Source organism: Bacteroides sp. L008 (assembly GCF_040812255.1).
GTDB lineage: Bacteria > Bacteroidota > Bacteroidia > Bacteroidales > Bacteroidaceae > Bacteroides > Bacteroides vicugnae.
Genome location: NZ_JBFNXO010000001.1, coordinates 2423094 through 2449114, shown reverse-complemented (window position 1 = coordinate 2449114; position 26021 = coordinate 2423094). Strand labels below are relative to the sequence as shown.

12 protein-coding genes are annotated in these 26021 nt (G+C 41.5%); 7 read left to right on the top strand and 5 right to left on the bottom strand.

Annotated elements, in window-relative coordinates:
* Nucleotides 1-9: 9 nt before the first annotated feature.
* The 4 genes from AB3G73_RS09860 to AB3G73_RS09845 all read right to left on the bottom strand — a co-directional run bounded on the left by AB3G73_RS09860 (nucleotide 10) and on the right by AB3G73_RS09845 (nucleotide 12077).
* Nucleotides 10-3288, bottom strand: coding sequence for a SusC/RagA family TonB-linked outer membrane protein (locus AB3G73_RS09860; protein ID WP_148364649.1), 3279 nt, complete (start codon nucleotides 3286-3288; stop codon nucleotides 10-12).
* 456 nt (nucleotides 3289-3744) lie between these two features.
* Nucleotides 3745-6330, bottom strand: coding sequence for a hypothetical protein (locus tag AB3G73_RS09855; RefSeq protein ID WP_258981439.1), 2586 nt, complete (start codon nucleotides 6328-6330; stop codon nucleotides 3745-3747).
* Between the two features lie 197 nt (nucleotides 6331-6527).
* Nucleotides 6528-8789: a GH92 family glycosyl hydrolase gene (locus AB3G73_RS09850; RefSeq protein ID WP_195649708.1), complete on the bottom strand. Its 2262-nt coding sequence runs from the start codon at nucleotides 8787-8789 to the stop codon at nucleotides 6528-6530.
* Between the two features lie 45 nt (nucleotides 8790-8834).
* Nucleotides 8835-12077: a glycoside hydrolase family 2 protein gene (locus AB3G73_RS09845; RefSeq protein ID WP_217721208.1), complete on the bottom strand. Its 3243-nt coding sequence runs from the start codon at nucleotides 12075-12077 to the stop codon at nucleotides 8835-8837.
* 599 nt (nucleotides 12078-12676) lie between these two features.
* On the opposite strand from AB3G73_RS09845, the gene AB3G73_RS09840 reads away from it, so the two are divergent.
* The gene (locus AB3G73_RS09840; protein ID WP_367744689.1) at nucleotides 12677-14557 is read left to right on the top strand and encodes a DUF4980 domain-containing protein; all 1881 of its coding nucleotides are present in this window, start codon (nucleotides 12677-12679) and stop codon (nucleotides 14555-14557) included.
* Nucleotides 14558-14746: 189 nt separating this feature from the next.
* Here the strand turns inward: AB3G73_RS09840 and AB3G73_RS09835 are convergent, their stop codons facing one another.
* Entirely contained in the window at nucleotides 14747-15619 is an 873-nt protein-coding gene (locus AB3G73_RS09835) for an aldose 1-epimerase family protein (RefSeq protein WP_148364653.1), read from the bottom strand.
* Between the two features lie 305 nt (nucleotides 15620-15924).
* On the opposite strand from AB3G73_RS09835, the gene AB3G73_RS09830 reads away from it, so the two are divergent.
* The 6 genes from AB3G73_RS09830 to AB3G73_RS09805 all read left to right on the top strand — a co-directional run bounded on the left by AB3G73_RS09830 (nucleotide 15925) and on the right by AB3G73_RS09805 (nucleotide 25882).
* The gene (locus tag AB3G73_RS09830) at nucleotides 15925-19008 is read left to right on the top strand and encodes a TonB-dependent receptor (RefSeq protein ID WP_258981435.1); all 3084 of its coding nucleotides are present in this window, start codon (nucleotides 15925-15927) and stop codon (nucleotides 19006-19008) included.
* Between the two features lie 24 nt (nucleotides 19009-19032).
* Nucleotides 19033-20790: a RagB/SusD family nutrient uptake outer membrane protein gene (locus tag AB3G73_RS09825; protein WP_367744687.1), complete on the top strand. Its 1758-nt coding sequence runs from the start codon at nucleotides 19033-19035 to the stop codon at nucleotides 20788-20790.
* Between the two features lie 22 nt (nucleotides 20791-20812).
* Entirely contained in the window at nucleotides 20813-21094 is a 282-nt protein-coding gene (locus AB3G73_RS09820) for a glycosyl hydrolase family 28-related protein (protein ID WP_367744685.1), read from the top strand.
* A gap of 12 nt (nucleotides 21095-21106) precedes the next feature.
* The gene (locus AB3G73_RS09815) at nucleotides 21107-21943 is read left to right on the top strand and encodes a right-handed parallel beta-helix repeat-containing protein (RefSeq protein ID WP_367744684.1); all 837 of its coding nucleotides are present in this window, start codon (nucleotides 21107-21109) and stop codon (nucleotides 21941-21943) included.
* Between the two features lie 37 nt (nucleotides 21944-21980).
* Complete coding sequence (locus AB3G73_RS09810) at nucleotides 21981-23930, top strand: DUF4960 domain-containing protein (protein WP_367744682.1); 1950 nt, start codon at nucleotides 21981-21983, stop codon at nucleotides 23928-23930.
* A gap of 125 nt (nucleotides 23931-24055) precedes the next feature.
* Complete coding sequence (locus AB3G73_RS09805; RefSeq protein WP_367744681.1) at nucleotides 24056-25882, top strand: GH32 C-terminal domain-containing protein; 1827 nt, start codon at nucleotides 24056-24058, stop codon at nucleotides 25880-25882.
* Nucleotides 25883-26021 lie beyond the last annotated feature (139 nt).

The following is a 26021-nucleotide window of genomic DNA, read 5'->3' as shown; positions in this document are numbered from 1 at the left end:
TCATCGCTGTTAAAAAGTTATTTTAAAATCGAAACCGTAACTGGAAGTCGGTAAGTTGAAACCTCGTTCCAAACCTTGTTGGATTCCCATGGAAGAAGTTGCTTCCGGATCTATCCCCTTAGGTGTTTTCTGGTGGAGAATAGCTACATTTCTGCCTACGGCTGAAATTCTCATAGATTGTATGAAACCTATCTTTCTTAACCAATTCTTAGGAATATTATATCCTAAGGAAATCTCTTTCAGTTTTACATAAGAGGCGTCATACAGGTACAGCTCACCGTTTTTGCCACTATCATTAGTCCAATAGTCTATTGGTTTAATCCATGCCTGGCAAGGCTGTCCCGCTAGTCCCGGTACGGAACTGTCATAAACGGCTCCGGGGATATTCATGCCTTTCGGGCGGGAAGCATCCATATAAATGTTGTTTTTGCCGGAAGGTACATATTTTGAATCCAGAATACCGAGATAGCCCGTCTGGTCACCTTCGTTGAGAATCATATCAGCAAATAAATGTTCTGTACGTCCGCCCAGTGACATGATAGATTGTGCATTTCGGGAAGATTGGAAGGCAGTCTCCGACCATACGTGTCCACCCATACGAATGTCGAGCATGGCAGAAAAAGACAAGTCTTTCCAACGGAGAGAAGTACGGATACTACCCGTCCATTTCGGTTCTACGCTGGCGAGGAATTTGGCTTCACCTGACAGGGGACGACCGTTGGCTCCCACCAATACTTGTCCTTCATCATTGGTTTTCCATGGCTCACGGCAATAAAGACTTACCAACGGCTCACCTTTCACGATACGTAATTCTACACTGTTTTGAACGGTAGTCAGTGTCATGTAGTCCATTCCGTTTGCCAGTGAAACTACTTCTGAGTTGTTTTTCGCCCAGTTGATGTCTACTTTCCATTCCCAATCTTTATTTCTAAAAGGAACGACTCCCAATGTCACTTCATATCCCCAGTTCTTTACTTCACCGGCATTGAACAAGGCTTCTCCATATCCGCTTACACCGTTGATGGTGGAAGTCAAAATTTGGTTTTTGGTATTCTTATTATAATAAGTGAAACTAAAGGAAGCGCGGTCTTGCAGGAAGCGCAGATCTAATCCCGTTTCGAATGAAGTGGTACTTTCCGGTTTCAATGTGTTGGTTTTCCGTTTGTTTTCACTTTCGAACCACGCCATGTCCCCCAGATAAGAAGTGTTATAACTGAATCCATTTAGCAACTGGTCGAAACCGGTATCATTACCTACTTTGGCATAAGAACCACGGAACTTGGCATACGATAGCCAATCTTTTGGAATGCTTTTTACCAACTCCGTCAGTACGAAACTGACGCCGTAGGAGGAATAGAAATAAGAACGGTTGTCAGAAGGTAAGGCAGATGACCAGTCGTTACGTCCGGTAACATCCAGATAAATGAAATCTTTATAACCTACACTGACTGTTCCATAGATTGCTTGCTTTTTCTTTGCATTATATTCCGGCCATGATTTGATAGTGGCGCCATTATTGGTAAGAGAAATAAAGTCGGAGGTAGCCAATGTTCCGACTTCCGAGTTTTGTTTCTTAAACAGGAAATCCTGCGAATTGGCACCCACGCTGGCGGATATATTGAAGTCTTTCCAGGTCTTGTTGTAAGAAAGCATAGCCTCATAAGTATAGTTACGAGCTTTCTCTGTGAACTCTTTGTAAAATCCGTCGGCATCCCCCGGAGTGTACATATTGCGGAATTCATACCCCTCTTTCATATTCAGGTCGAGAGCGGCCTTCAAACGCAGCTTCAGATCTTTGGTCAGTTTGTAGTTTACTGTTACATCGGCCAGTAACCATTCTTTCTTGTCTTGGTTGGAAAGCTCGTTCAGCATCCATACCGGACTTTTAAATTGAAGGGCGGTCGGTTTTCCGTTTTCATCTTTCCAAGGATACATTTCCTGTATGGAAAGGTCACGGGGCATATCCATCAGTGTATAGATAGGGTTACGGTCTGAATTGTTACGATAAGAGCGGTTGTTGACATGCTCATGTGTATAGCGTCCATTCAGATCGACATCCAATGACTTTGTCAACTTCACATTGGAACGTACATTGAATGCGTTACGGGTAAGTTTGTTCAACCCTTCCAGTACGTCGTCGCTTCGCAGGTTGGTAAAGCCGATACGGGTAGAGACATGTTCGGTGGCCCGTTCTATAGAAACACTGTTTGTCCAGGAGTAAGCAGTCTGGTACATAGAGGTTGTATTTTCCGGAGTAGGAACATAGGCTTTGAGTTCTCCGTTGCGTCCTACTACCTGAAAGCCTAACATAGGCATACCCCATGAACGGGAATTATCGTAACCTTCCATTCGTTGGATGCCATAAGGCATATTTGGATCATAAGGAACCTTTACGTCACCATTGAATGAGTTGGCTTTGTTATTTTCAAAACGGTTGATGTGCCCACCGCCATAGATATTCTGATAGATAGGGTATTGTGAAAATTCTGTGAATTGTACATTTGTAGAGTACGTAATCCCCAGACCACTTTTTTGACCGGCTTTTTTGGTCGTAATCAATATAGCACCATTAGCGGCATCCGAACCGTAGAGTGCGGATGCGTTGGCCCCTTTCAAAACTACGATATTTTCAATGTCGTCGGGATTGATACTGTTAGCAGGGTTACCGTAATCGATTTCACCACCAGTCACATCATTTATAATAGGTACACCGTCGATTACGTAGAGTGGTTGGTTGTTGCCGGAAATGGAATTGGCACCACGGATACGTACTGTGGCTGAACCGGCAGCACCATTTGATATCACTTGCAGACCAGCTACTTTACCAGCCAGCATATTTACAAATCCGGCATCCCGGTTTTCGGTCATGCCTTCTATGTCCATTTTCTGGAAGGCGGTAGACAGAGATTTTTCATCGCGACGTAAGTCCATAGCTGTTACTACTGTCTGTTCCAACATTACAGCATCTTCATCCAACGTCACATTCAATACATTCTTTCCTTTTACTATATTGAATGATTTGGTTTTAAAACCAATATAGGAGAATTTCAATACAGCACCGTTTTCAGGAACTTGAATAGAATACTTGCCATCAAGATCGGTTATTACACCTTTTGTTCCGCCCACTATCACTACATTGGCACCGATAATAGGCTCACCTTGTGTGTCGGTCACTGTTCCTTTTACTGTCCGGTTTTGTGCTTGCACTACCGAAACGCTGAACAGCATTAAAATAAAAATGAGACTTCTTTCATAGCATCTCATGTACTGAGAAAATCGTTGTTTCATGTTTTTCATGAATTTATTTATGAATAATCACTAAATTAAGAATTAATCGGATGAGAGAGCCTGAATTCGTTTTAAGGTTCGTCATTCGAATCAGATTAAGGTGTTCTTTCTTCTTTCATAATAATATTATATTTTTTAAGATTAATTTTCAGCAAAAGAACTATAAGACGATAAAAAAAGAGGGGTGTTCGCGATTAATTGGGAATTAAAAAACAATTAAATGTGAATTAAGTCTTTTTTTTCTTATAATCATTCACAAATAGGTGCTGTTTTTCTTGGTATTGGATGAAAACAATGTAACGGGCTATAAAATATTACTGGAATTATTCGCGTTTGTAATAAAGAAAGTATAGAATCTCCCCCTCTTTCCTCCATCTTGATATGTATCGGTGGTTTAAGGAGAGGGGGAGGTTTGTTTTATAGAATAATTAATTAAGAAGCAATTGTCGGCCGGACTTATAAGTCGGCAAATGGGATTTTGTAGCTTTCACCCATCGAGTCGTGATATTCTTTGCAGAAACGATCATATAGGTTTCGAGCTATACCTTTTTTCCCTTGTGCGGCCAGTACTGTACATTTAGCAGCCAGAGCCTCCTCATTGAGCGGGTCATGCAGGAACATGATGTCGGCAAGGCGGATAATCATATCCTGATGATTCCGGCTGATTTCAATATCCAGCAAATTTTTTAATAAGTCAATAGAATGACTGGAATAGGCATCTTTAAAATCGTCCAGCCAATCAACAATGGTATTGGGTAATAAAGGACCATATAGCAATAACTCTAAAATTCTATTGAGCAATTCTTCACTTTTCACTTGTTCGAATTGTTTGGTACATGCAAGTAATGTGTGGTAATCGCAAAAAACATTTGTTCCCCATTTTATACGCAAGAAATTGTTTTCTATCATTACTTCCATATCTCCGATACTTTCCAACAATACCCGTAGCTTGCGCAGATTTACATTACGGTTATTGCGGGCGGCTGTTTCTTCTTTTTCCGGCCATAGTATTTCCGTTGTTTTGGAAGTTAGGATGCCTTGGGCATTTTTTTCTGTATAAAGTATCAGCAGAATAAGCAAGTGTTTCAAACGGGGGGTAAAATTGGATGTGATGTCATTTCCATTTTTATCGCGTACATTGAAACAGCCCAACAAAGAAATAGATGCACGGCTACGGTCATAATAATTGATCGTTTTTGTGAAAACGGATTCCGTGTCTTGTATTCTTTCTTTTTTCGGTATGATTCTGGATTCAGACATTCCTGGTTGTTTGAGGCTGTCTTCAGTTGTTGCAGTGGGAGTTTCTTCTATAATCCTCCCGGCTGCAGATGCTTTTTTCTTTTTACTGCTGTATTTGAAACGGTAGAATACTAAACCGACCAATGCAAGTAGCAGTAAAACTCCGGCGGTATAGAAATGCCATCGGCTGTTAGCGCTTTCTTCAACTGTTGACTGCCGGATATCCATTTCATTTACGAGAGGCATATTGATGGCGTAAATAGCCACATCATGTGTGTGGTTACTTAGTATTTTATCTAATACTAAGAATAACTTTCCATGTGACGGAGAAGTATAAAGGCTGAAGTCACAATCCTGATAAGTTGATTCGTTATAAATGGGCTTGGAAACTTCCGTATAGACGGAATCTTTCATTGAAATCTTCCATAACACACCTCCTTTATTTGTCGAAACAGCATAAAAGGAACTATCCGATGGCTCGAAATACATGGAAGAGGCCATTATCGTACCATCTTCTTTGGGATTATTTTGTTGCCAGACTATACGTGACTGCTTATTTTTCAGATTGATGGAGCATAATCCCCAATAATAATGGCTACTCAACTCTTGTTTGCCATACTTGTTTCCTCTACCGCCGAAGATATATAATTCATCGCCCACTAGAGCCATAGCTGCCGAATAACGGGGGTAGAGGGGACGTTCGTATTCTATTTGTTCCACTTTGTTAGTACCGGATTTCATCCGGTAAAGATCGTTGCGGTATTGGTAGAAACCATAACCTCCGAAAAAGTAGAAACAAGAGTCTGCCGGATTAAAAGTTTTGGCATGATTATAATTGGTGGCTTCTTCTGTGTTGCGTATCTCATTACTCCATTTTTCTGTGTCAAATGAGAAACTGGAAATTATGCCTTTCTTGGGATAATAAGACACAAGCTTATTGCTTAAAGTATCATATAAGAGATGATTGGGGAATTCTACAGCCGGATAGCCTCCACGCACTATCACTTCGTTCTGCAAAACTCCATTCTCGTCTAAGATTTCGATTGATTGGGATTTGACTAAATAAAATAAGGCCTCACGGGCATTGAAGGCCACGTTCAGTTTTCCCGGAATTTTAGCCTGATGAACAAGTTTCCATTCGATATGATTGTCTATTAACCATAAGGGATGGACAGCACGTGCCACAGCTCTTTCTATTTCATCATAACAGACATTATCATTATGCTTCCACAACTTCCATTCACGTATCTGTTTTCCATCTTGTATGATGGTTATATTTCTAAGATTTATTGGAGCTACATCTGCCAGATAGTTTTGCATTTGTCCGAATAAAGCGGTAACACTTTTCACTCCTTGTAAGGGAGCCATAGCTGATATTTTCTTGTTATCGTAATCTATTTCTATGACATTATCCTTCAAACGCAAGTGCAAAGAAACATCCAGCCATTTTTCTCGTTCTATGGGGCTGTTAATGTTGACGATGCCTTCATTGAGAACCAACGCTGGAAAATGTCTTTCTTCACCTGCGACAAATGAAAAACGGATATATTGATTGGTGTTTGTATGCAGATGGAGAATAGAGCCGAAGTCATGCTCATTGACACGTACATACATTTGAAAAGAAATCGTGAAATCGTTTTTTATAGAGAAAGGTTGGTTATCATCCAAGTACAAGGTTGTTCTCTCAATTCCAGCTACTGCATGGGATTTGAGAGAAAGTCCATAATCATACAAAGAAGATGCGTCCACTTTACCTACCATGCAAAGCAGGACGAAGAGCAAAATTTGTAGTTGATATTTCATAGTACTTTATTTATAGTGCAAAAATACAAAAAACTGTATGATATCCCCAAGAATCAGAATTTATTTATAAGGCAATACTTTCAAACTACCGTTTGTTATTACGATCATACGTTTAATGAAATATGAAGATGTCCCAAAATAGAATGTAGGAAATGAAAATTCTATTTTGCGACATCTTCATATAAATCGGGCAGTACTTATTTGGCTTTTGCTGAAGGAGGAACGGCATTGTCTTCGCTGCCCCATGCTTTATTAGGTTTATTGCCCATTGTCAGTACTAATTTACCTCCGTTTTTCAAATCGTCATGGCTGAACCAGGGTTTTTCCCATTTTTGACCGTTCAGTGTAGCCGATTGGATGTACTTATTTTCGTCGGAAGCATTCTGGGCTTCGATTTCAAATACGGAACCGTTGCTGAGTATTATTTTTGTATTTGTGAAAAGTGGACTTCCGATATTGTAGATTGGTAAGCCCGGAGTGACAGGATAAAAACCCAATGAAGAGAAAACAACAAATGAAGTCATACCTCCGCCATCTTCGTCCCCAGGTATTCCCATGAGGTCATTACGGAACCATGTTTTCAGCATCTGACGGATACGCTTCTGCGTTTTCCAGGGTTGACCTGCATAATTGTAGAGATAAGGTATGTGTAATGATGGCTCATTTGCCATAGAAAACTGCCCGACATTACCCGTGTGGTCAGGTAGTTTTGAATAGAATTCATATTTACTGCGTCCCAGCGGTTCACTGAAAGTACGGTCGAGATTGGAGATGAACTGCTCTTTTCCTCCCATTAGGTTGATGAGGTCGGCCACATTGTGAGGTACATCCCAACGGTAAACCCAACCATTGTTCTCTCCATAATATTCGCGGGCGCCCATACCACCGGAATAACGGTAATCGAACGGTGTAATCCACTTGCCTTCCTTATCTTTCGGGTGGAAGAAACCGGTCTCTTTATTGAAGATATTCCGATAGTTGTAAGAGCATTGCAGATAGTGGGCGGCTTCGTCTTTCTTACCCAATAATTCTGCGATACGAGAAAGACACCATTGGTCGTAGCTGGTTCCTAATGTGACAGCGACAGGTTGACGCTTTTCGAAAGGGTGTACATTCGGATCTGTTTCCTTTTCATCCGGGCGAAGGGCGGGGATATATCCGTTTTCGCGGTAGAAGTTGTCCAACCATCCGGCAGCGGCTCCCGACCAGGGCGCAAGAGTTTTTTCTTCCATTCCTTTCCGGCACGCTTCATAGGCTTTCACCGCATTTATGTTCAGTCCTTTAGCCAGAGCGTCGGCTATGGTGGCAACGGCATGATTGGAGTTCATGCGGCGTGAGTCACCTGTAACTTCAGGGAAGGTAGGCATCCACATTGTTCCCATCTGTTCCGCCATTAACAGGAAAGAAGCAATGATGTCTTCTTCTTTTTTGGTGTCGATCAATATACGAAGTGGATGTGCCGCACGGTATGTGTCCCAAATCCAGTCATCGTTATAGAAAGGCGTACCGTTGTCATCATGTACCTTGCCGTCAAAAGCACTAAAGTAACGGCCACCGGCTTCACTCATGCAGATAGGGCGCTCGAAAGTACGGTAGAATGAAGAGTATAATACAGTCTTGTCATCTTCTGTTCCTCCTTCCACTTTGATACGTCCTAGAGTTTCGTTCCAGATTTGGCGTCCTGCTTTTGCCAGGTTTTTTATATTGTAGTCTTTCAGTTCATTACGCATATTCTTTTCTGCTTGTTCTTCACTGATGAAAGATATGCCGTAACGAAGACTGACTGTTGTTGTACCATCGGCAAAACGCCATGCTGCACAAGCATTGATGCCTTCCGCATTGTCTTTGCTGGCTTCGATGACTCCGTCTTTTAAGATGCCAGTGCTTACCGGTTTTTCCTGTGGTTCGATATATACGTACACATTGGTGTTGGCACTTAATTGCTGATGGCCGCTGATAAAGTTTTCGCCTACATGAATCGAACCATTACGGGAGTTTATAATGATATAGGCAGGTTTGTCTGCCTCAAATGTGATCCGGTAGAGAGCCGACTGATGGGAAAGGGCATATTCTGCTTTCATGCTGTTGTCGTTCAGGTCTACTTGATACGAGTAAGGCGTGATATGTTCGTTATCGTAGTTGTAGGTTATGATCGGACGAAGCTCTTTTCCCTGATAAGGACTAAGGTTGAACGCGGAACGTTCCCGGTGATTGGTGACAATCAACGGCAGCCCGTTTAACAATTCGGTGGTATAATCCGCACGTTCGGGATAGACACGAAGCATACTGTTTGGTAATTGAATGGTCGGAAACGTGGGAACTAGCAGATGGCTGATATTCCCTATGTATGGATTGACATAGTCGACCGGTGTCCGGTTAGTGGTTTGTGATTGCTCTCTATTACATCCGCTTAACATTGCAGCAACTGTGATCGTAGCAAAGAAATGTAAGATTCTCATGGTACTTTTATTTTTAATCGTTTTTAATCCTCTTTTATCTTCATTTTATCTGGCTTCCGGGTTTGTGAAGGCAGCTTTCAAAGTCGGAAGAAAATCCTTCTTGTTATCGCATTTAAAGAAACCGCTGAAATCATTCCGGTCTCCGTCTCCTATTTTAATAACCAGTTTATTCCATCCTTGCAATAGAGGGATTTCTTTATAGATTACCTCGTTACGTCCGTCGTGAGATATGCTTGTATAGGGGGTGTCATTAATGAATAATTCACGAGTTTTTGCTTTTAACATCAGAGAGAGTTTTGGCATATTAGGCTCTATCAGCAGGTCATCCAGAGGGCGCGGGCTGAATACGTAGAATTCCAGTGTCCATCCGTTATCTTTCTTTACGAATTTTTCTTTGGTTGCTACGGGGAAGTTTATCTGTTCATCACGCAGGAAGAATACTTCATTAATATTGGTTTCTGGCTTCTGATAGCTTATTCCTGCATTTTTTAAGATCATACTTAATGTGTTGTATCCTTTTTCTGAATTGGCGAATTCGGTCAATGTACTTAAATAAAAGGAGGAAGCACCTTGCTGGTATTTAACAAATACCGGAGTAGTGGACGTACATTCGTATTCACTGCGGATTGTTCCGGCAGTTTTGATTTCCTCCGGACGCTTGTTCCATTTGCGCCAGTCAGTCTTACAAGCGTTCAACAAGATATCCCCTTCTTCTACGAATGTGCCTTTTAATGAATAATTGGAAGCATCCGCTTTTTGAAGTTCGCAGAAATAGAAATCAGAATTGTTAAGTCCTTGCATCCATGCTTTCTGCACAGGTAGGAAAGAGGAACGTTTCAGTGGTTCCAGTGCGACAGGAAGTGGTAGAATATCATTGTATCTGCCTACTGTTTCCGGTGTAATTCCCCAAATCCATAAATCTGCACCTTTGGCGAGTTGTTTCTGTATTTCCTTTTGGGTAGTGTCATCTAACACTTGGCTGCCATCTATGATGTAAAGCAGTGAGGAGGGAGTGGTGATTTTAGAAGCGAATGCTACTCCTTGTGCATTTAACAGGTGTTTTACTTTGCTTTCTGGATTGCCGATAAATACTACCTCCTTATAATTTTTGTCCGGATTGGTAGTTTTGTGAGCTTTATATTGCTCTTTGTCGATGATGGCATAAGGAGACCATGCTGGTGCGCCCGGAGCATTGGCAGCACGTAAGGCACTATACATCGGCCATTCTTGATAGAGTGGCAAGGTGGGATCATAGCCAGGATTGAATGTAGTGCAATAAGGTCCCACACGTTCTGGTTGTACACCCGGAATCCCCTCTTTGTACTCACCGAAAAATACACCATCTTCTCTAACATCAGGTGCTTTGGTAATGTCTTTTTTACCGAGTGGGAGTGGTTTCAGCGCATACCATGCCATATTGAAAACCGTACTGTATGAAGCCCCCATCCGGCGTTGGTTGGCTATTAGGTTGTAACATTCGTTAGCTAACCCTTCCATACGTCCTTCTTGTGATTCGTAGGCACGTTCTCCGTTATATTTGGATACTTGCTCAGGTGTACCGTAATATGCCATACTGTGTTCACCGATTCCCCAAGGCTTTCCGATATTAATCCAGTTTTTCATGGAGTTGATGTCTCCGTAATGTCCTACGGTCACGGGTAATATACCATTACCGTCGTCTTCGCCGTCAGATGAAATCCAAGGACGGGTAGGGTCGTACAGACGTACAATGTCACGCCATTCTTTCCATGCTTTTTGTTGGGCGGGGATTAATTCGGGACGGTTATATACATGCAGGATAACAGGTTTATTTTCATTGCTGATACTCCAACCGAAAACGGATGCATGATTGCGGTCACGCAGGACGAAACGCTTTAAATGTTCTTTCGATGCTTCCCAGAAGTGATCTGAATCTAGTTTCGGACCGCCGTCGCTAGCCCAGTTAGCGGTCTCATTCAGTACGCAGATTCCCATTTCATCCGCCATATCCATATAAAAACGAGGATAAACCTGTGCGTGCGGACGAACTGCGTTGCCGTTCATGCCTTTAATAGCGGTAAACCATGCCCATGCGTAGCGGCGTGTCATTTGCGGGATACCCATGAAGTGCCAGGAGTCTCCGTGTAGAGCATAAGGTTTGCCATTGAGGTATTGTGTGGTTCCCTGTAATGTCCATTCACGCCAACCAAAACGTTCGTATTTCGTGTCGATAGTTTGTTTCTTGTCCTTGATAGAAAGTAACAAGGCATACAGATTCGGTTGTTCGGGAGTCCAATATTGTAGTATATTCTCATTGACAGGTACTTGCAGTGTTATTATCTGTGATGCATTAGCTGCAATTGAAACTTTGCGTGGTGCGACCTGTAATGCTTCCGTACCCAGTGTCCATGCGGGAACGGGAGCGGAGTTTATGTCCGTTCCGGCGTAATTTATCCATTCTCTGACATTGCCTTGCAGTTGTATGTCAGCTTTCCGGTTGGTTTTGTTTTGTATGGTTACTTCGATTTCTAATGTATTCTTGGCAACCAATGGTTTCACATATACATCTTCTATATGTATTTGGGGTAAAGCTAACAGATATACATCTTGCCAGATACCGTTGATGTGATATCCCCACATAGAGCCTCCTGGGATAATACGGCGGCCGATAGTTGAATTATCTTCAAATAAGGATTGGCTGCGCACGCCTACAAGCACCTCTATTGTTTCACCGGGAGTGACTTTATCCGTGATGTCGAAGCTAAATGGCAGAAATAAATCGAAATTTTCACCTATTTTTTCCTTATTGACATAGACTTCTGAATATCCTGCGACGGCTTCAAAGTAAAGTTTGATTTGCCGGCCTGTCCAGTTGGAAGGAATTGTTATATTTTTTTTCATCCATGCCATTTTCACTTGTTCCCATTCTTTCGGATAAGACGGATAGTTACGGTGGTCGGGACCTTCGAGATCACGATAACCAAAAGCGTTGATATTCCATGGAGAAGGTATTTTGATGCGTGTCTTACTCCAGTTACTACCATCTTTCGGGAGTGGTAATTCGGGAGCTGCTCCTTTACCTTGTTTATAGTCTTTCGGTAAAGCAATGGGTTGGAAATCCCAATAGCCATTTAAACAAATTTCTTGGCGATGCTCTTTCTCGGTTTTATTCACCAGACCTTCACTGGGAGCGAAAGGATAGGGATAGAGTAATTTTTGACTGTTAGTCGCCGTTTGTGCATTTGTCTGTACGGGCTGTAAGGTAAAACTTGCCAGCAAACTGCACAATAGGATTAGATTTTTTTTCATATTTGTACATTAATAGTTTTTCTGATATTATTAGTTAACGGCAAAGTAAAAGGAAAAGTATTAAAAAGGAGGAATGAAATGGCTTAATCTGGGATTAAAAAGTGATTAATTGCATAAAAATATTTGTTTTTCCTTTAAGTAAAGGAGAAAAAAGACTTTTAATCATCTTTTGTAGGCTTGGATAATATTATGAATAAGGATGATTTTGTTTTACGCTTGACAGCTTATTTTTCAGGTGATTGATAAGAATCCCTATAGTCAAAGTTTGTACGACAGTGGAAGAAGATGGAAAGTTCGCCCTTTCTTTTGATGGAGGGATACAGTTGGACCATTGTCACAACTACAGGGAACTGGACTGTTTATGATGATTTTATAGTATCAAACATACAATTATCAGTCGGTATTCATATGATGAAAATTCATATACTCGGTCCTATGAATATTGATTGTTTTGAATTCTGGTAGAAAAATAGTAAGGTGATGTATCAAAATTGATACCCTTTGAAACAAAGTTTATAGACGAAGGTGAATATACCCCCTATCTTTGCCTTCATCTATTTTGATTAAAAGCTTGTGTAAATCAGGAATACTTTGTTGCCATGAAAACAACCCCTTGGATAAAACTATGTAAAGGTGCGGCACTTGCATTAGCAGTCTCTTACGGACTGACTTATTGCCATACAACTAAAAGCAAGTTGACTTTGGAACAGAAAGGTGATAGCCTGACTGTCATTCACATCACCTATCCGGCTAATTATATATTGCTTCCTATAGAAGAGGAAGCAATGGAAAGTCAGGTTCTTCTGGATACAGGAGAGGCTACAGATACCGATATGGATATTCGTCTGGCACAGACAAAAGTGGACTATTTTGTTCCGCTTGCCTTACCTGCCGGAGCAAAGACTGCTACCGTACGTGTGCGTAATAAATCAAAGGATGCACTTTGCTGGAAAGAAATCAAACTATCTGATACATTTGATACAGCCAATACAGATAAGTTTCGTCCAGTTTATCACCATACTCCTCTGTATGGTTGGATGAATGATGCCAACGGGTTGGTCTATAAAGATGGAGAATATCATTTGTACTTTCAATACAACCCTTACGGTTCCAAATGGGGAAATATGCATTGGGGACATTCCGTCAGCAGAGATCTTGTGCATTGGGAACACTTACCTCCGGCTATTGCCCGTGATACATTGGGACATATCTTTTCCGGCAGTTCTGTTGTTGATAAGGAGAATGTGGCTGGCTATGGAGCGGGGAGTATTCTGGCTTTTTATACTTCTGCTAGTGACAAAAACGGGCAGAACCAATGTCTTGCTTTTAGCAAAGATAACGGACGGACATTTACGAAATACGAGAAGAATCCCATCCTTTGTCCTTCTGACGGTTTGAAAGATTTCCGCGATCCGAAAGTTTTCCGGTATGAACCGGAAGATAAGTGGGTTATGATTGTTTCTGCCGATAAGGAAATGCGTTTTTATGACTCGAAGAATCTGAAAGACTGGAATTATATGAGCAGTTTCGGAGAAGGGTACGGAGTGCAACCTTGTCAGTTTGAATGTCCGGATATGGTGGAACTTCCGATAGATGGAGAGATAAATCGTAAGAAATGGGCGTTGATAGTAAACGTGAATCCGGGATGCTATTTCGGAGGGAGTGCAACCCAGTACTTTACAGGAAACTTTGACGGAACGAAATTTATTTGTGACAATCAGCCAAATGTCACGAAATGGCTGGATTGGGGAAAGGATCATTATGCTACGGTCTGTTTTTCGAACACAAGTGATCGGACGGTTGCCATACCTTGGATGAGTAACTGGCAATATTGCAATATTGTTCCGACAAAGCAATTCCGTAGTGCCAATGCTTTACCGCGTGAGTTGGGACTTTATACACAAGACGGTGAGCTTTATCTTTCGGCGGCTCCGGTGGCAGAGACGAAAACTTTGCGGAAAGAAAACAAGGAGATTCCTTCTTTCACCGTATCCAATGATTATCATATTGATTCTCTACTGACTGATAATAACGGAGCTTATGAATTAGCATTGGAGATTACTACCGGCAAAGCGGAGATTATGGGCTTCAGTCTCTTTAATGATAAAGGTGAAAAGGTAGATATCTATTTCAATCTTCCTGAAAAAAGACTGGTAATGGACCGGACGAAAAGTGGTATCGTAGATTTCGGAAAGAATAGCGTCCCTCATGAAATAGAAGCTCATGACCGTAGAAAGACGACTTCGATCAATTATATCGATGATTTCGCATTAGCTACCTGGGCGCCGATAAAAAAAGAAAATAAATACGCTTTGGATATCTTTATTGATAAGTGTTCTGTAGAAATATTCCTGAATGGAGGAAAAATAGCAATGACGAATCTGGTTTTTCCATCGGAACCATACAACCGTATGTGTTTTTATAGTAAAGGAGGAACGTTCAATGTTGATTCATTCAATGCGTATCGATTAGGTTTATAATATAAGGTAGAGGTTTACACAATAGATATTTTCATAGATTCAGTAAGAGCAATGGGTATTAGTTGCTTAAAGGTTCATAGGTTAGATTTATAAGTTAGGTTTTGTAGATTAGAATTAGGTGTTGGTAGCTGTCAGATGTGAAATCCGGCAGCTACTTTTTATTTGCCGGGTCTTGTTGGCTATTGTCGATTATTCTTCGATTTCAATTGTATATCCCCCTTGGAATATCTCATCCGGTTGCAGGTGCTGTATCCAGTCTTTATCTTTATATTCCCCTGTATAATGTGCGCGGTCGCAACGTCCATACCAAGGCTCGATGCAGACAAAAGGAGCATTCTTTGCAGGTGGCGACCAAAGGCCGACTACCGGAGCATTGAAGTGTAAACTTAAATAAGCCCGTTTCTCCTTATTAAATAAGGTGACTTTGCGAACCTGGCCGTTTTCCAAGATCAAAGCATCTTTATCAAAAGTATGAGTATCCAATGGTAACAATCCGTCTGCCAACTCTAAGGAATACTCAACAGAAGGATCAGCGCATCCCTTTTCAGAAATAAGAATATACTTCAAGCCATCTTTCCTGTCGAATCCGAAGAACCCTCTTTCTAAACTGTTCGCATCAAACTCCGGCCAGTAGAAAGCAGGATGTGCCCCAATCTGAAAATACATTTCTTTGTCGCCGGTATTCTTTACTTTCCATATCACCTCAATTTGCTTTCCTTGAATGCGATAACCTATTTCCAGACAGAATGGAAACGGATATTTTTGCAAAGTCTCTTCATTGCTGATAAGGCGGTAATGTACTTCATTTTCTTTTTCGGAAACAAGCGTAAATTCCATGTCGCGTGCAAATCCATGTTGGGTAAGTGTATAAGGAATCCCTTCATTGCGATATTCATTTTCCCATACGCTTCCGACAATAGGGAATAGGACAGGAGAGTGACGTTTCCAAAAAGCAGGATCCGCTTGCCACAGATATTCTTTTCCATTGGCGAAGATGCTGCAAAGTTCCGCTCCATGCGGAGATACTTGAATGGTAAGTTGTTCGTTGGAGATTGTTTTCATATCGTTCAATTTTCAGTTGGTTACAATCGGTAACTGACTTTTTTTATTAATCGTTTTAATTATAACTACTTTTTAAAAGCTTATATCATTACGCAAAGGTAATATTTTCCCACTGACAAGAGAATATCTTCTCCATAATTCTTGTGATGAGAAAAATAATGTATAAAACCCTATAAAATAGCGTTCTATGCAACAAATGTTACAGCCTTTGAAACATTTTTTTCAGTCGATTGACGTAAATCAACCGTAATTTGCATTATCGATAAAGATAAAATTCGTACTTTTAATTTAATAACATCAAACTAATGCTTAGTATTATGAAGAACAAAAAACTTCTTTGCAGCGTTTGTTTCCTGTTTACTTTCATGTCAGTCCTTTGGGGACAAAACATAACGGTGAAGGGAAACGTTACTTCAAAGACTGATGGGCAACCGATTATTGGTGCTTCCGTAGTGCAAAATGATTCTAAATCAACTGGAACTATTACCGATTTAGACGGAAACTTTACTCTTAGTGTACCGGCAAATGCATCATTGGCTATTTCTTATATAGGATATAAGGAAGTGATTATTGCCGCTAAACCTTCCTTGAAGATAGTGATGGAAGAAGATTCTAAGATGATTGATGAGGTGGTTGTGACAGGTTATATGGCTGAAAAGAAAGCCAGTCTGACAGGTTCGGTAGCCGTAGTGAAGATGAAAGAGGTGGCAGACATACCTACCGGTAATGTGATGTCAGGTTTGCAGGGGCGTGTAGCCGGTATGAACGTGACAACTGATGGTAAACCCGGCGGTGGAAACACGGATACTAAATTACGTGGTATTACTACCATTAACAATTCTTCCCCTCTTTATGTGATAGATGGTGTTCAGACGCATGACAATGTAGCTTCTATCATCTCTTCCAATGATGTCGAATCCATTCAGGTGTTGAAAGATGCAGCGTCTGCTGCGATCTATGGTGCTCAGGCTGCTAACGGGGTCATTATCATTACCACAAAACGTGCTAAGGAAGGCGATGTAAAGGTAAGTTTTGATATGTCGCTCACTGCCCAGACTTTTGCCGGTGGTATTGATATGCTTGACGCTTACCAATGGGGCGATGTTTATTGGCAGGCCTATAAAAATACTTTTGGAACTTATCCAAACAGTGTTGTCTATGGAAATGGAGAAAAAGCCCAACTGCAAGAATATTATTTCGACCAGAATGGAGTGAAGATAAAGTCAGGCAATACTGATTGGGCAAAGGAGATATTTGGTACGGCTTTGATGCAGAATTATAACCTTTCCCTCTCTAAAGGATTTAAGGATGGTAATGTGGCTCTTACCTTAAACTATATGAATCAAGATGGCCTTTGCCGTAATACAGACTACGAACGCTTTAATTCGCGTTTAGCTTCTAATTTCCGCTTTGTGGATGGTAAAGTACGTGTGGGAGAAAGCATCTCGGTGAACCATTGGTTGGAACATCTTAATCCTGCCGGTATAGAAGAATTGGTTATTGCGCAGCATCCGGCCATTCCTGTGTACGATGAAAACGGAGGGTACGCCGGTGGTTATGTGGATATATTGGGAGATAAACCGAATCCCATTCGCTTGACGGACAACGAAGCCAATAATCGTCACAAAAGCTGGCGTATCTTTGGTAATGTTTATTTGGAAGTAGAGCCTATTAAAAATCTGGTATTGAAGAGCCAATTTGGCTTGAATTATACTACCGGTTTCAACTCAACCTTTGTCCCAAAATGGAGCGAAGCCGATCGGAAGGTAGATGTAAATGAACTGACCGTACGACAGGATAATAGTGTACAATGGGTATGGTCGAACACGGCTAATTATAGCATAGATTTCGGGAAGAATAATATCAGTGCTGTGATAGGAACCGAAGCTAAGAAAGAAAATGGTGAGCATTTGCAGGGGTATGGTCGCGGATTGGTGATAGAAGACCTTGACTATCGCTATCTGGACACTGTGACTGAAGGAAAAAGTGTGGGTAACAATGCTTCTACTTATGCTATGGTTTCTTACTTTGGTAAGGTGAACTATGCGTTCGATGATAAGTACCTCATATCAGGAACGGTGCGTCGTGATGCTTCTTCACGTTTTGGTAAAGGGAACAATTCAGCCATCTTTCCTTCTGTATCAGCTGGTTGGAGAATGTCACGCGAAAAATTTATGGAACGTACGCAAAACTGGCTTTCAGACCTTAAATTACGTGCATCATGGGGAATTAATGGTAATGACCAGATTGACAACAATGCTACTTACAACCTTTATTACACTAACATGTCCAATGGTTCATACAACTTCAATGGTGATGGTGCAACAGTCGTACCCGGTGTACAGAAAGATCGTTCGGGTAACAACGACTTGAAGTGGGAAGAGACCAAGCAGTTGAACTTTGGTATTGATGCCGCTTTCTTTGATAACCGTTTGGGCTTGACTCTGGACTATTTTCAAAAGAAGACCACTGGTATGCTAATTCAAAAACCTTATATAGGTGTGATTGGCGAAGGTGGATATAAATGGTATAATGCTGCCAGTATGGATAACAGCGGGGTGGAAGCAACCTTTACTTGGCGGGATGAAATAAAGGATTTCAAGTATGACATTTCGTTCAACATCTCTTATTATAAGAATGAAATTACCGAACTTCCGGATGTTATCAAATATACCTGGGGAGGTGGTAACGGTGTGGACAAAACCATTGTGGGACAACCTTATGGCTCATGGATGTCATATAAAGCCGATGGTGTATTCAAAACAAAGCAAGAGGTATATGAATATCTAAGCAAATATGATGTACAGATTGGAGCTCCCGGTGTGGGACGTATTCGCTACAAAGACCTTAACGGTGACAACGTCATCAATACTGCCGATATGGATTGGCAAGGTAGCGATCAACCTAAATTTATCGGTGGTTTAAATATCGGTGCATCTTACAAAGGGTTTGATCTTTCCGCATTCTTCAATGGTATGATTCGCGATGCATGGAATAACTCTAAGTTTTATACCGACCTATTCCAAGGCTGGACAGGTAATCACTCTGTACGTCTGATGGATGCAATGCATGCTTGGAATGATTATGAGCAAACCGGAGTTTATAATTGTGACATCCCTGCACTGACTGTGGTGGACAATAATGTAGAAACACGCAGTTCTACTTTCTTTATCGAAGATGGTTCTTACGTGAAGCTGAAGACTTTAACGCTGGGCTACACTTTCCCGGATAAGTGGATTAAAAAAGCACGTCTTTCCAATTTGCGTGTGTATCTGCAAGCACAGAACGTTTTCACCCTGACTAATTATACGGGTGCCGACCCTGAAGGACTGGGCTATCCATATCCTCAGCCTCGCACTTATACATTCGGTCTATCACTTGGTTTTTAATTTTTATCCTAAATACAGAACATTATGAAATTGAAATATATCTTTGCAGCAGGTGTTATGGCACTATTGGCAAGTTGCAATGAGAGCCGTTTTCTTGATATTAAACCACAGGGTACACTCAATGACGATTTGTTGGCATCGGCTGACGGTGTGGAACTCCTGGTAACTTCGGCTTACGCCGGATTGAAAGGTCCCAATCGTGAGATGCATTGGGTACCAATGACGAATTGGACGTATGGCGAAGTACGTTCGGACAATGCTTATAAAGGCGGTGGCGGTGTAAATGACGGTGACTTTTGCACGCTGCTTGAAACCTTTAAAATAGATGCTACATGGAGTAATGCCGACGAAAAATGGTTTCAACTCTATTGCTGTTTACAACGCTGTAACAGCGCATTGAGGGTAATGAACACGCTTGACGAGAACTCTTTGTCAATACTTAAAAGTCGTAAGGCTGAAATGAAGGTGATTCGTGCACACTTCTTCTTCGAACTGGTTCGCCTTTTCAAGCAAGTGCCTTATTTTGATGAAAATGTGGAAAATGATGACTATAAGTACATCCCCAACAACCAGTATACCCGTGAAGAACTTTTGGGTAAAATAGCACAGGAATTTCTCGATGCTGCCGACGATTTGCCTGATACTCAATCTCAAGTAGGTCGTATCACAAAGAACATAGCCTATGCCTATGCCGCTAAAGCCATACTCTATCAGGCCTATCAACAAGATGACAATAACCAAGTGGTTGCTATTGATAAGCAGTTGCTGGCTGAAGTGGTGACTCTTTGCGACAAAGTGGGTGCACAAGGAAAGACGTATGATCTTTTGAATGATTTTCAGAAACTCGATCAATTGGAATATGAGAATGGAGTAGAGTCTGTGTTTGCCGTACAATATTCGATGGATGATGAAACCGATGGTGCCGGGAATATAAACTGGAGTAATTTGCTCAACGCCCCTAAAGGTCCTTATGGTGGTGACGGATTTTTCTTGCCCAGCCAAAACTTAATCAATGCCTATAAGACAGATACCTATGGATTGCCTTTGTTTGATACTTTCAACGTCGATGACTATGGAATATATGAAGGAAGTGAACTCACTAATGTTGACGCAACTGTAGATCCTCGTTTGGATTTCGTAACCGGTCGTCCGGGCATTACTTGGAAAACATATACTGCCGAGCCTTGTAAAGCAAATTGGGTGCGTAACAGTGGCGAATATGGTTTCAACTGTACCAAACGCTTCTATATTTCTCCGGAGAGTGACGAGATGTTCCAAGGTTGGCCTTGGGGGGCTTCCCATCTCAATTGGCAGATTATCCGTTATGCCGACGTGTTGTTGTGGAAGGCTGAAGCGCTGATAGAAATAGGTGAAACTGCCGGACTGGAAGAAGCCCGCAAAATCATTAACCGTATTCGTCTGCGTGCCAAGAATAGTCCTTATGTAAAAGACTTTAAGGATTCAGACCAGAATGCAGCTAATTACCTGATCGGTGAATACCCTTCTGAAGGCTGGAATCAAGAATTAGCCCGCAAAGCACTACGTTGGGAACGCCGCATGGAATTTGCTATGGAAGGGGACCGTTTCTTCGACCTAGTACGTTGGGGTGTTGCTGCGGAAACTATGAACAGTTACATTGGTGTGGAGCAAAACAAACGTGTTTATTACCGTGGTGCTCGATTCGTCCGTGGCAGAGATGAATATTTGCCTATCCCCAATGCGCAATATAATTTCTCTGAAGGTAATTATGTGCAGAACCCTGGATATGGTAAGTTTAACTAATATGAATTCCTTAAATATAGATATGATGAAACTAAAGAGATATTTAATTAGCACTTTCTGTCTGTGCTTGTTCACAGCTTGCGACGGTGATGATAACCTGTTATGTTATGGCACTCATACTGAAATCGAAGGTGATGTTACCACATTCGGAGCTATTGGTGATGGAAAGACAGATTGTTCGAAAGCCATTAATAGTGCAATTGCCTCCTTACCTTCCGAAGGGGGAGTGGTGGTTATTCCCGAAGGTGATTTTGTACTTGATGCTCCCATTGTGATTAATAAGCACAATGTGACGATTAAGTGATTAAATCCCGGTATGCGCAGCAATATTGACGTGAATGGAATCAACGATCTGCTGGGACCTGGTGGTGGAAGCAAACTGGTTGCCCGCAATGCCGAAGCAGCTATAAAAGTAGAAACAGACGTGAAGGGGTTAAAGATTATGAATCTGATGGTGTCGGGTGGGACGGAAGCCAAGAACATCGGTATACATTTTACAGGCACGAGCGATAATGGAATACTTTCTAATATTATTGGCATAAATCTGCATACCGGCATCAAGATAGAACAGGCAAAGAATATGCAGATAGTCAACTGCTGGGTATGTGAACTTCCTAATAGTATCGAACTGATTGGTGGTGAGAATATGATTATAAAGAATTGCCAATTAGGTGCACAGCCCACTGGCATAACCTGTAAAGCGCAGGGAGTGAACAAACTGTCATTCCTTAATAATCAGGTCTACCCTGATGGACGTGAAAATTTAGTGCTTGATGATTGCAATAATAGTGTTATTGAAGGTAATAATTTCAAAAGCTACTATAATGGTATTCTTGTGTTGAGTGGCGATAACAATCGGGTAAATAAGAACATCTTTTGGCTTACAGGAGCAGTTCAGAATCAAATGCTCGACCATGGCGAGGATTTTGGTATAATCAACGTAAAAGGTAACAACAATACGTTTGTGTCCAACAGTTTGTCATGTGAATGGGCTTATGCTGATGCTGTGGCTGTAAATGCCACTCAAGGAACAGGCAACGTGTTCAAGAACTGCTTTATAGATAATTTGGAGAGCTATCGGGTATTCTTGGTGAACACAGAAACTGAAGTCTCTAATTGTGTATCATCTGATAAGGTGAGCATAATAGAATAATTTCCTCATCCTATACCATTATTAATATAGTAACACCATGAAAATAAATAAATTCTTGATAAGCGGATTGTTCCTGATGTTGGGCACATCTTGCAGTAATGATGATACCTATGCGCTTTGCGATGAATGTAAAGGTCAGAAGATAATAGATATAACGCAATTCGGACTTCCGACTGACGGATCTACCGATTGTGCAGATCTTATAAATGCTATTATAGCCGATCTCCCGCCCGAAGGAGGAACGATACTTATTCCCGAAGGGACTTTTCGCCTGGATAGTCCCATTCAGCTTACACGCAATTTCGTAACACTGAAAGGTGTGAATGATGAAACGGTTGTTCCTGTTGCTGACGCTAAAGGCAGTCGTTTGGTACTTGGAAATGCCGAATATGCATTGCATGTGGCTCCTGTTGCCGATATAGGCGGACGTAAAAATCGTATTAGCGGGGTGGAGGTAAGCGGACTTACTCTTGTGGGGAAAGCCGACCACCAAGGAACCGGAATCTATGTAGAGCATGACAATGACCGCCTGCATTTCTTCAATATTAAGATGGAAAATATGTATCAGGGCGTTAAACTCCAAGGATGTGATGCCATTACATTAGCCCGGATAGATGCAACCGATGTTGTGAATGGCATTGAAATGAATGGTGGTATACAAAATATGGTGACCAATTCTGCTTTCGGTTCATCGCAAGGCGGTGTGGCTGCACGTATTTCGGGAGAAAGCAATCTGATTTTCTCTCACAACAAACTAACGGCGAATGACGATTGGTGTGCCAACTTTACTGGCTGTAGCCGAGTGAATATTTCGGATAATGAATTTACCGGAAACAAAATGACTTTCTTTGAATTAAGCGGGCAAAACAACTTGTTAAGTGATAACTTGTTCACGGTAAACCAGAGCGATAATCAACTCAATGGCAAAGAAGCCGACTATGGAGTAATTCATGTGAAAGGTGAATACAATCATTTCACGTCGAACACCATAAATGTATCTTGGAGTGAAGGTATAGAAAATCCCACTACAGTGAATGCTGCGGAAGGAGAAAATAATCGTTTTGCAGATTGTACGATAGAAGATAAAAACAGTAATCAAGTATTTTATATCAGCGAATTATCCGAAGTGATAGATTGCGGAGTAACGGAAGAAAATATTAAGGTGAAACCGTCCGGGCTTGATTTGACAAATGCAGCTTATGTGATAACGTATAATAGTCCCGAAGAGATAGAAGATGATGATGAAAAAGCCTCTTATGCATGGTTCAAGAAACAGTTTGTGAATGGTAAAGTTGTCACTCCTGCCATGTTGACTAGTGAAGATCTTTCTGTTTACGATGTTATTTGGGTGCATATAGACCGTGTAGGCATTGGAGCCGGATGGGATAAGTTACCTTTGTCTACTGATGCGATCGCTGTCTTGACTACGTATTATAAGAATGGAGGGAATCTGTTCTTGAGTAATCATGCGACTCAGTTGGTTGTACCATTGGGGCGTACCGAACGGGCTCCAGGGATATTTGCAGATGGTGAAGGAGGAGATGGCGCGGACGTTTGGACGATTAATGCCAACATCGGAATGGAGTATGATCATCGGAGTCATCCAGTGTTTGCCGGTATGGTTACTTCCGACCAATTCTCTCATGAAACGTTCCCGCTGATCGGTCCCGGACGACGTGAAGACCATAATTGTATGTGGGACTTGAATTCTTATGGTTTCCCCGGTCTTTATCCCAATGCAGGGAATATAGTAAAGGCATTTGAAGAAGAAAACAATGCTACCGTTTTAGCAACGTGGGGACACGTGACGGATTATTGTTGTGCCGGAATGGTGGAATTTGCTTCGACAGCGGAATATCAAGGTACATGTATAGCCCTTGGGCTCGCTGCTTATGAATGGAATCAGAATAGTAATCTTAACGTTTATCAAGATAATATTGTGCTCATGACGAAAAATATATTGCATTATCTAAGCGCTAAGAAATAGGTAGGTAACATTTTTTCTATCTTCTGAAACAAAAGTGATAGGTGTAACTATCCGTTACGCCTATCTTTGCATGGTAACAAATAGAAGACAATGAATATTAATAATTAACTCTAATACCATCTGACATGAATGTATTATTCTCGTTTAAACAAGTACAGACCTTTTTGGCAATTCTGCTTATGATGATTTTCTCATTTTCGGATGCTTCAGCCGATACTTCTTCTTTATTAATAAAAGATTTGGGTGAAGGACATTGCCTGGTACATATAAATACAAATCAACGTTATTTGCTTTTACCCGTAGAGGAGGTTATGCCTGATGTACGTGTCAGCATGATCGTTAATAATAAAGAGGTGAACGTTGCGGATGTTCGCCTGGCAGTGAACAGAGTGGACTATTTTGTTCCACTGGATCTTTCGGACTATGCAGGTAAAAACATATTATTGAAATTTAAATTAGGTTCGAATGATCCGATACGGGGTAAACTTTCCGCTGTTTGCTGCAAAGAAATGAAATTGTCCGACACGTTCGATACGGGCAATCGTGAAAAGTTCCGTCCTACTTATCACTTCTCACCTCTTTATGGATGGATGAACGATCCCAATGGGATGGTATATAAAGATGGTGAATATCACCTTTTCTACCAGCACAACCCTTATGGCTCCAAATGGGGCAATATGCATTGGGGACATGCAATCAGTAAAGACCTGATAAATTGGGAACATCGTCCCGATGCTATTACTCCTGATGCGCTTGGTACAATTTTCAGCGGTTCGGCCGTAGTAGATACTGATAATACTGCCGGATTCGGTGCGGGTGCTATTGTTGCAATTTATACGCAGAATAGTGACCGACAAGTACAAAGCATTGCGTATAGCACAGATAATGGACGTTCTTTTACAAAATATGAAAATAATCCGGTATTGACGTCTGATGCCCGTGATTTTCGCGATCCGAAAGTATTCTGGCATAAAGAGACTCAACGTTGGATTATGTTGTTGGCAGTAGGACAGGAAATGCAAATTTTCTCTTCTTCCAATCTGAAAGACTGGGCCTTTGAAAGTAGTTTCGGTGAAGGACAAGGTGCACATGGCGGTGTTTGGGAATGTCCTGATTTATTTGAACTTCCAGTAGACGGCACGAACGAAAAGAAATGGGTATTGCTTTGTAATTTGAATCCCGGAGGTCCTTTCGGAGGAAGTGCCACCCAATACTTTGTCGGAACGTTCAACGGAAAAGAATTTGTAAACGAATCACCCTCCAAAACCAAATGGATGGACTGGGGGAAAGACCATTATGCTACCGTGACTTGGAGCGATGCTCCCGACAACCGTCGCATCGCTATCGCATGGATGAGCAATTGGCAATATGCAAACGATGTTCCTACCTCTCAATACCGTAGTCCGAACTCTGTTCCTCGCGATTTGAGCCTATTCACCGTAGATGGCGAAACTTATCTTCAGTCTGCTCCCTCTCCCGAACTGCTGAAACTGCGTGACATCTCCAAGAAACGCTCGTTTAAAGTGAACGGAACACGTACCATCAAAGACATGATTGCCGGCAATGAGGGGGCATACGAAATAGAACTGACTATCGAAAATCAACATGCGGATGTAATCGGCTTCCGTCTCTACAATGACAAAGGCGAAGAAGTGGATATGCAATATGACATGAAAGAAAAGAAATTCTCGATGGACCGCCGCAAGAGCGGAGATGTAGGTTTCAATGAGAACTTCCCAATGTTGACCTGGACGGCCATTGAAAGTGGAAAAGACGAATTGAAACTCCGTCTATTTGTCGATAAATCCAGTGTGGAAGCCTTTGGTGATGGCGGACGTTTTGTGATGACTAATCAGGTATTCCCGTCGGAACCTTACACTCATATCGACTTTTACAGTAAAGGAGGAGCGTATAAAGTAGATTCGTTTGTGATCTACAAGTTGAAGAAATAAGCTCATTCTCCTTACTCTATGCGCTCTTTCCTCGTTTCTTTGGAGTAGAATACTTCTTTCCTTATGGAAGAGTACGTCTGTCCTAGTGGAAGAGTTCTACTAAAGTGCGGAGACACTTTCTTCAAAGCCACGGTTCTGT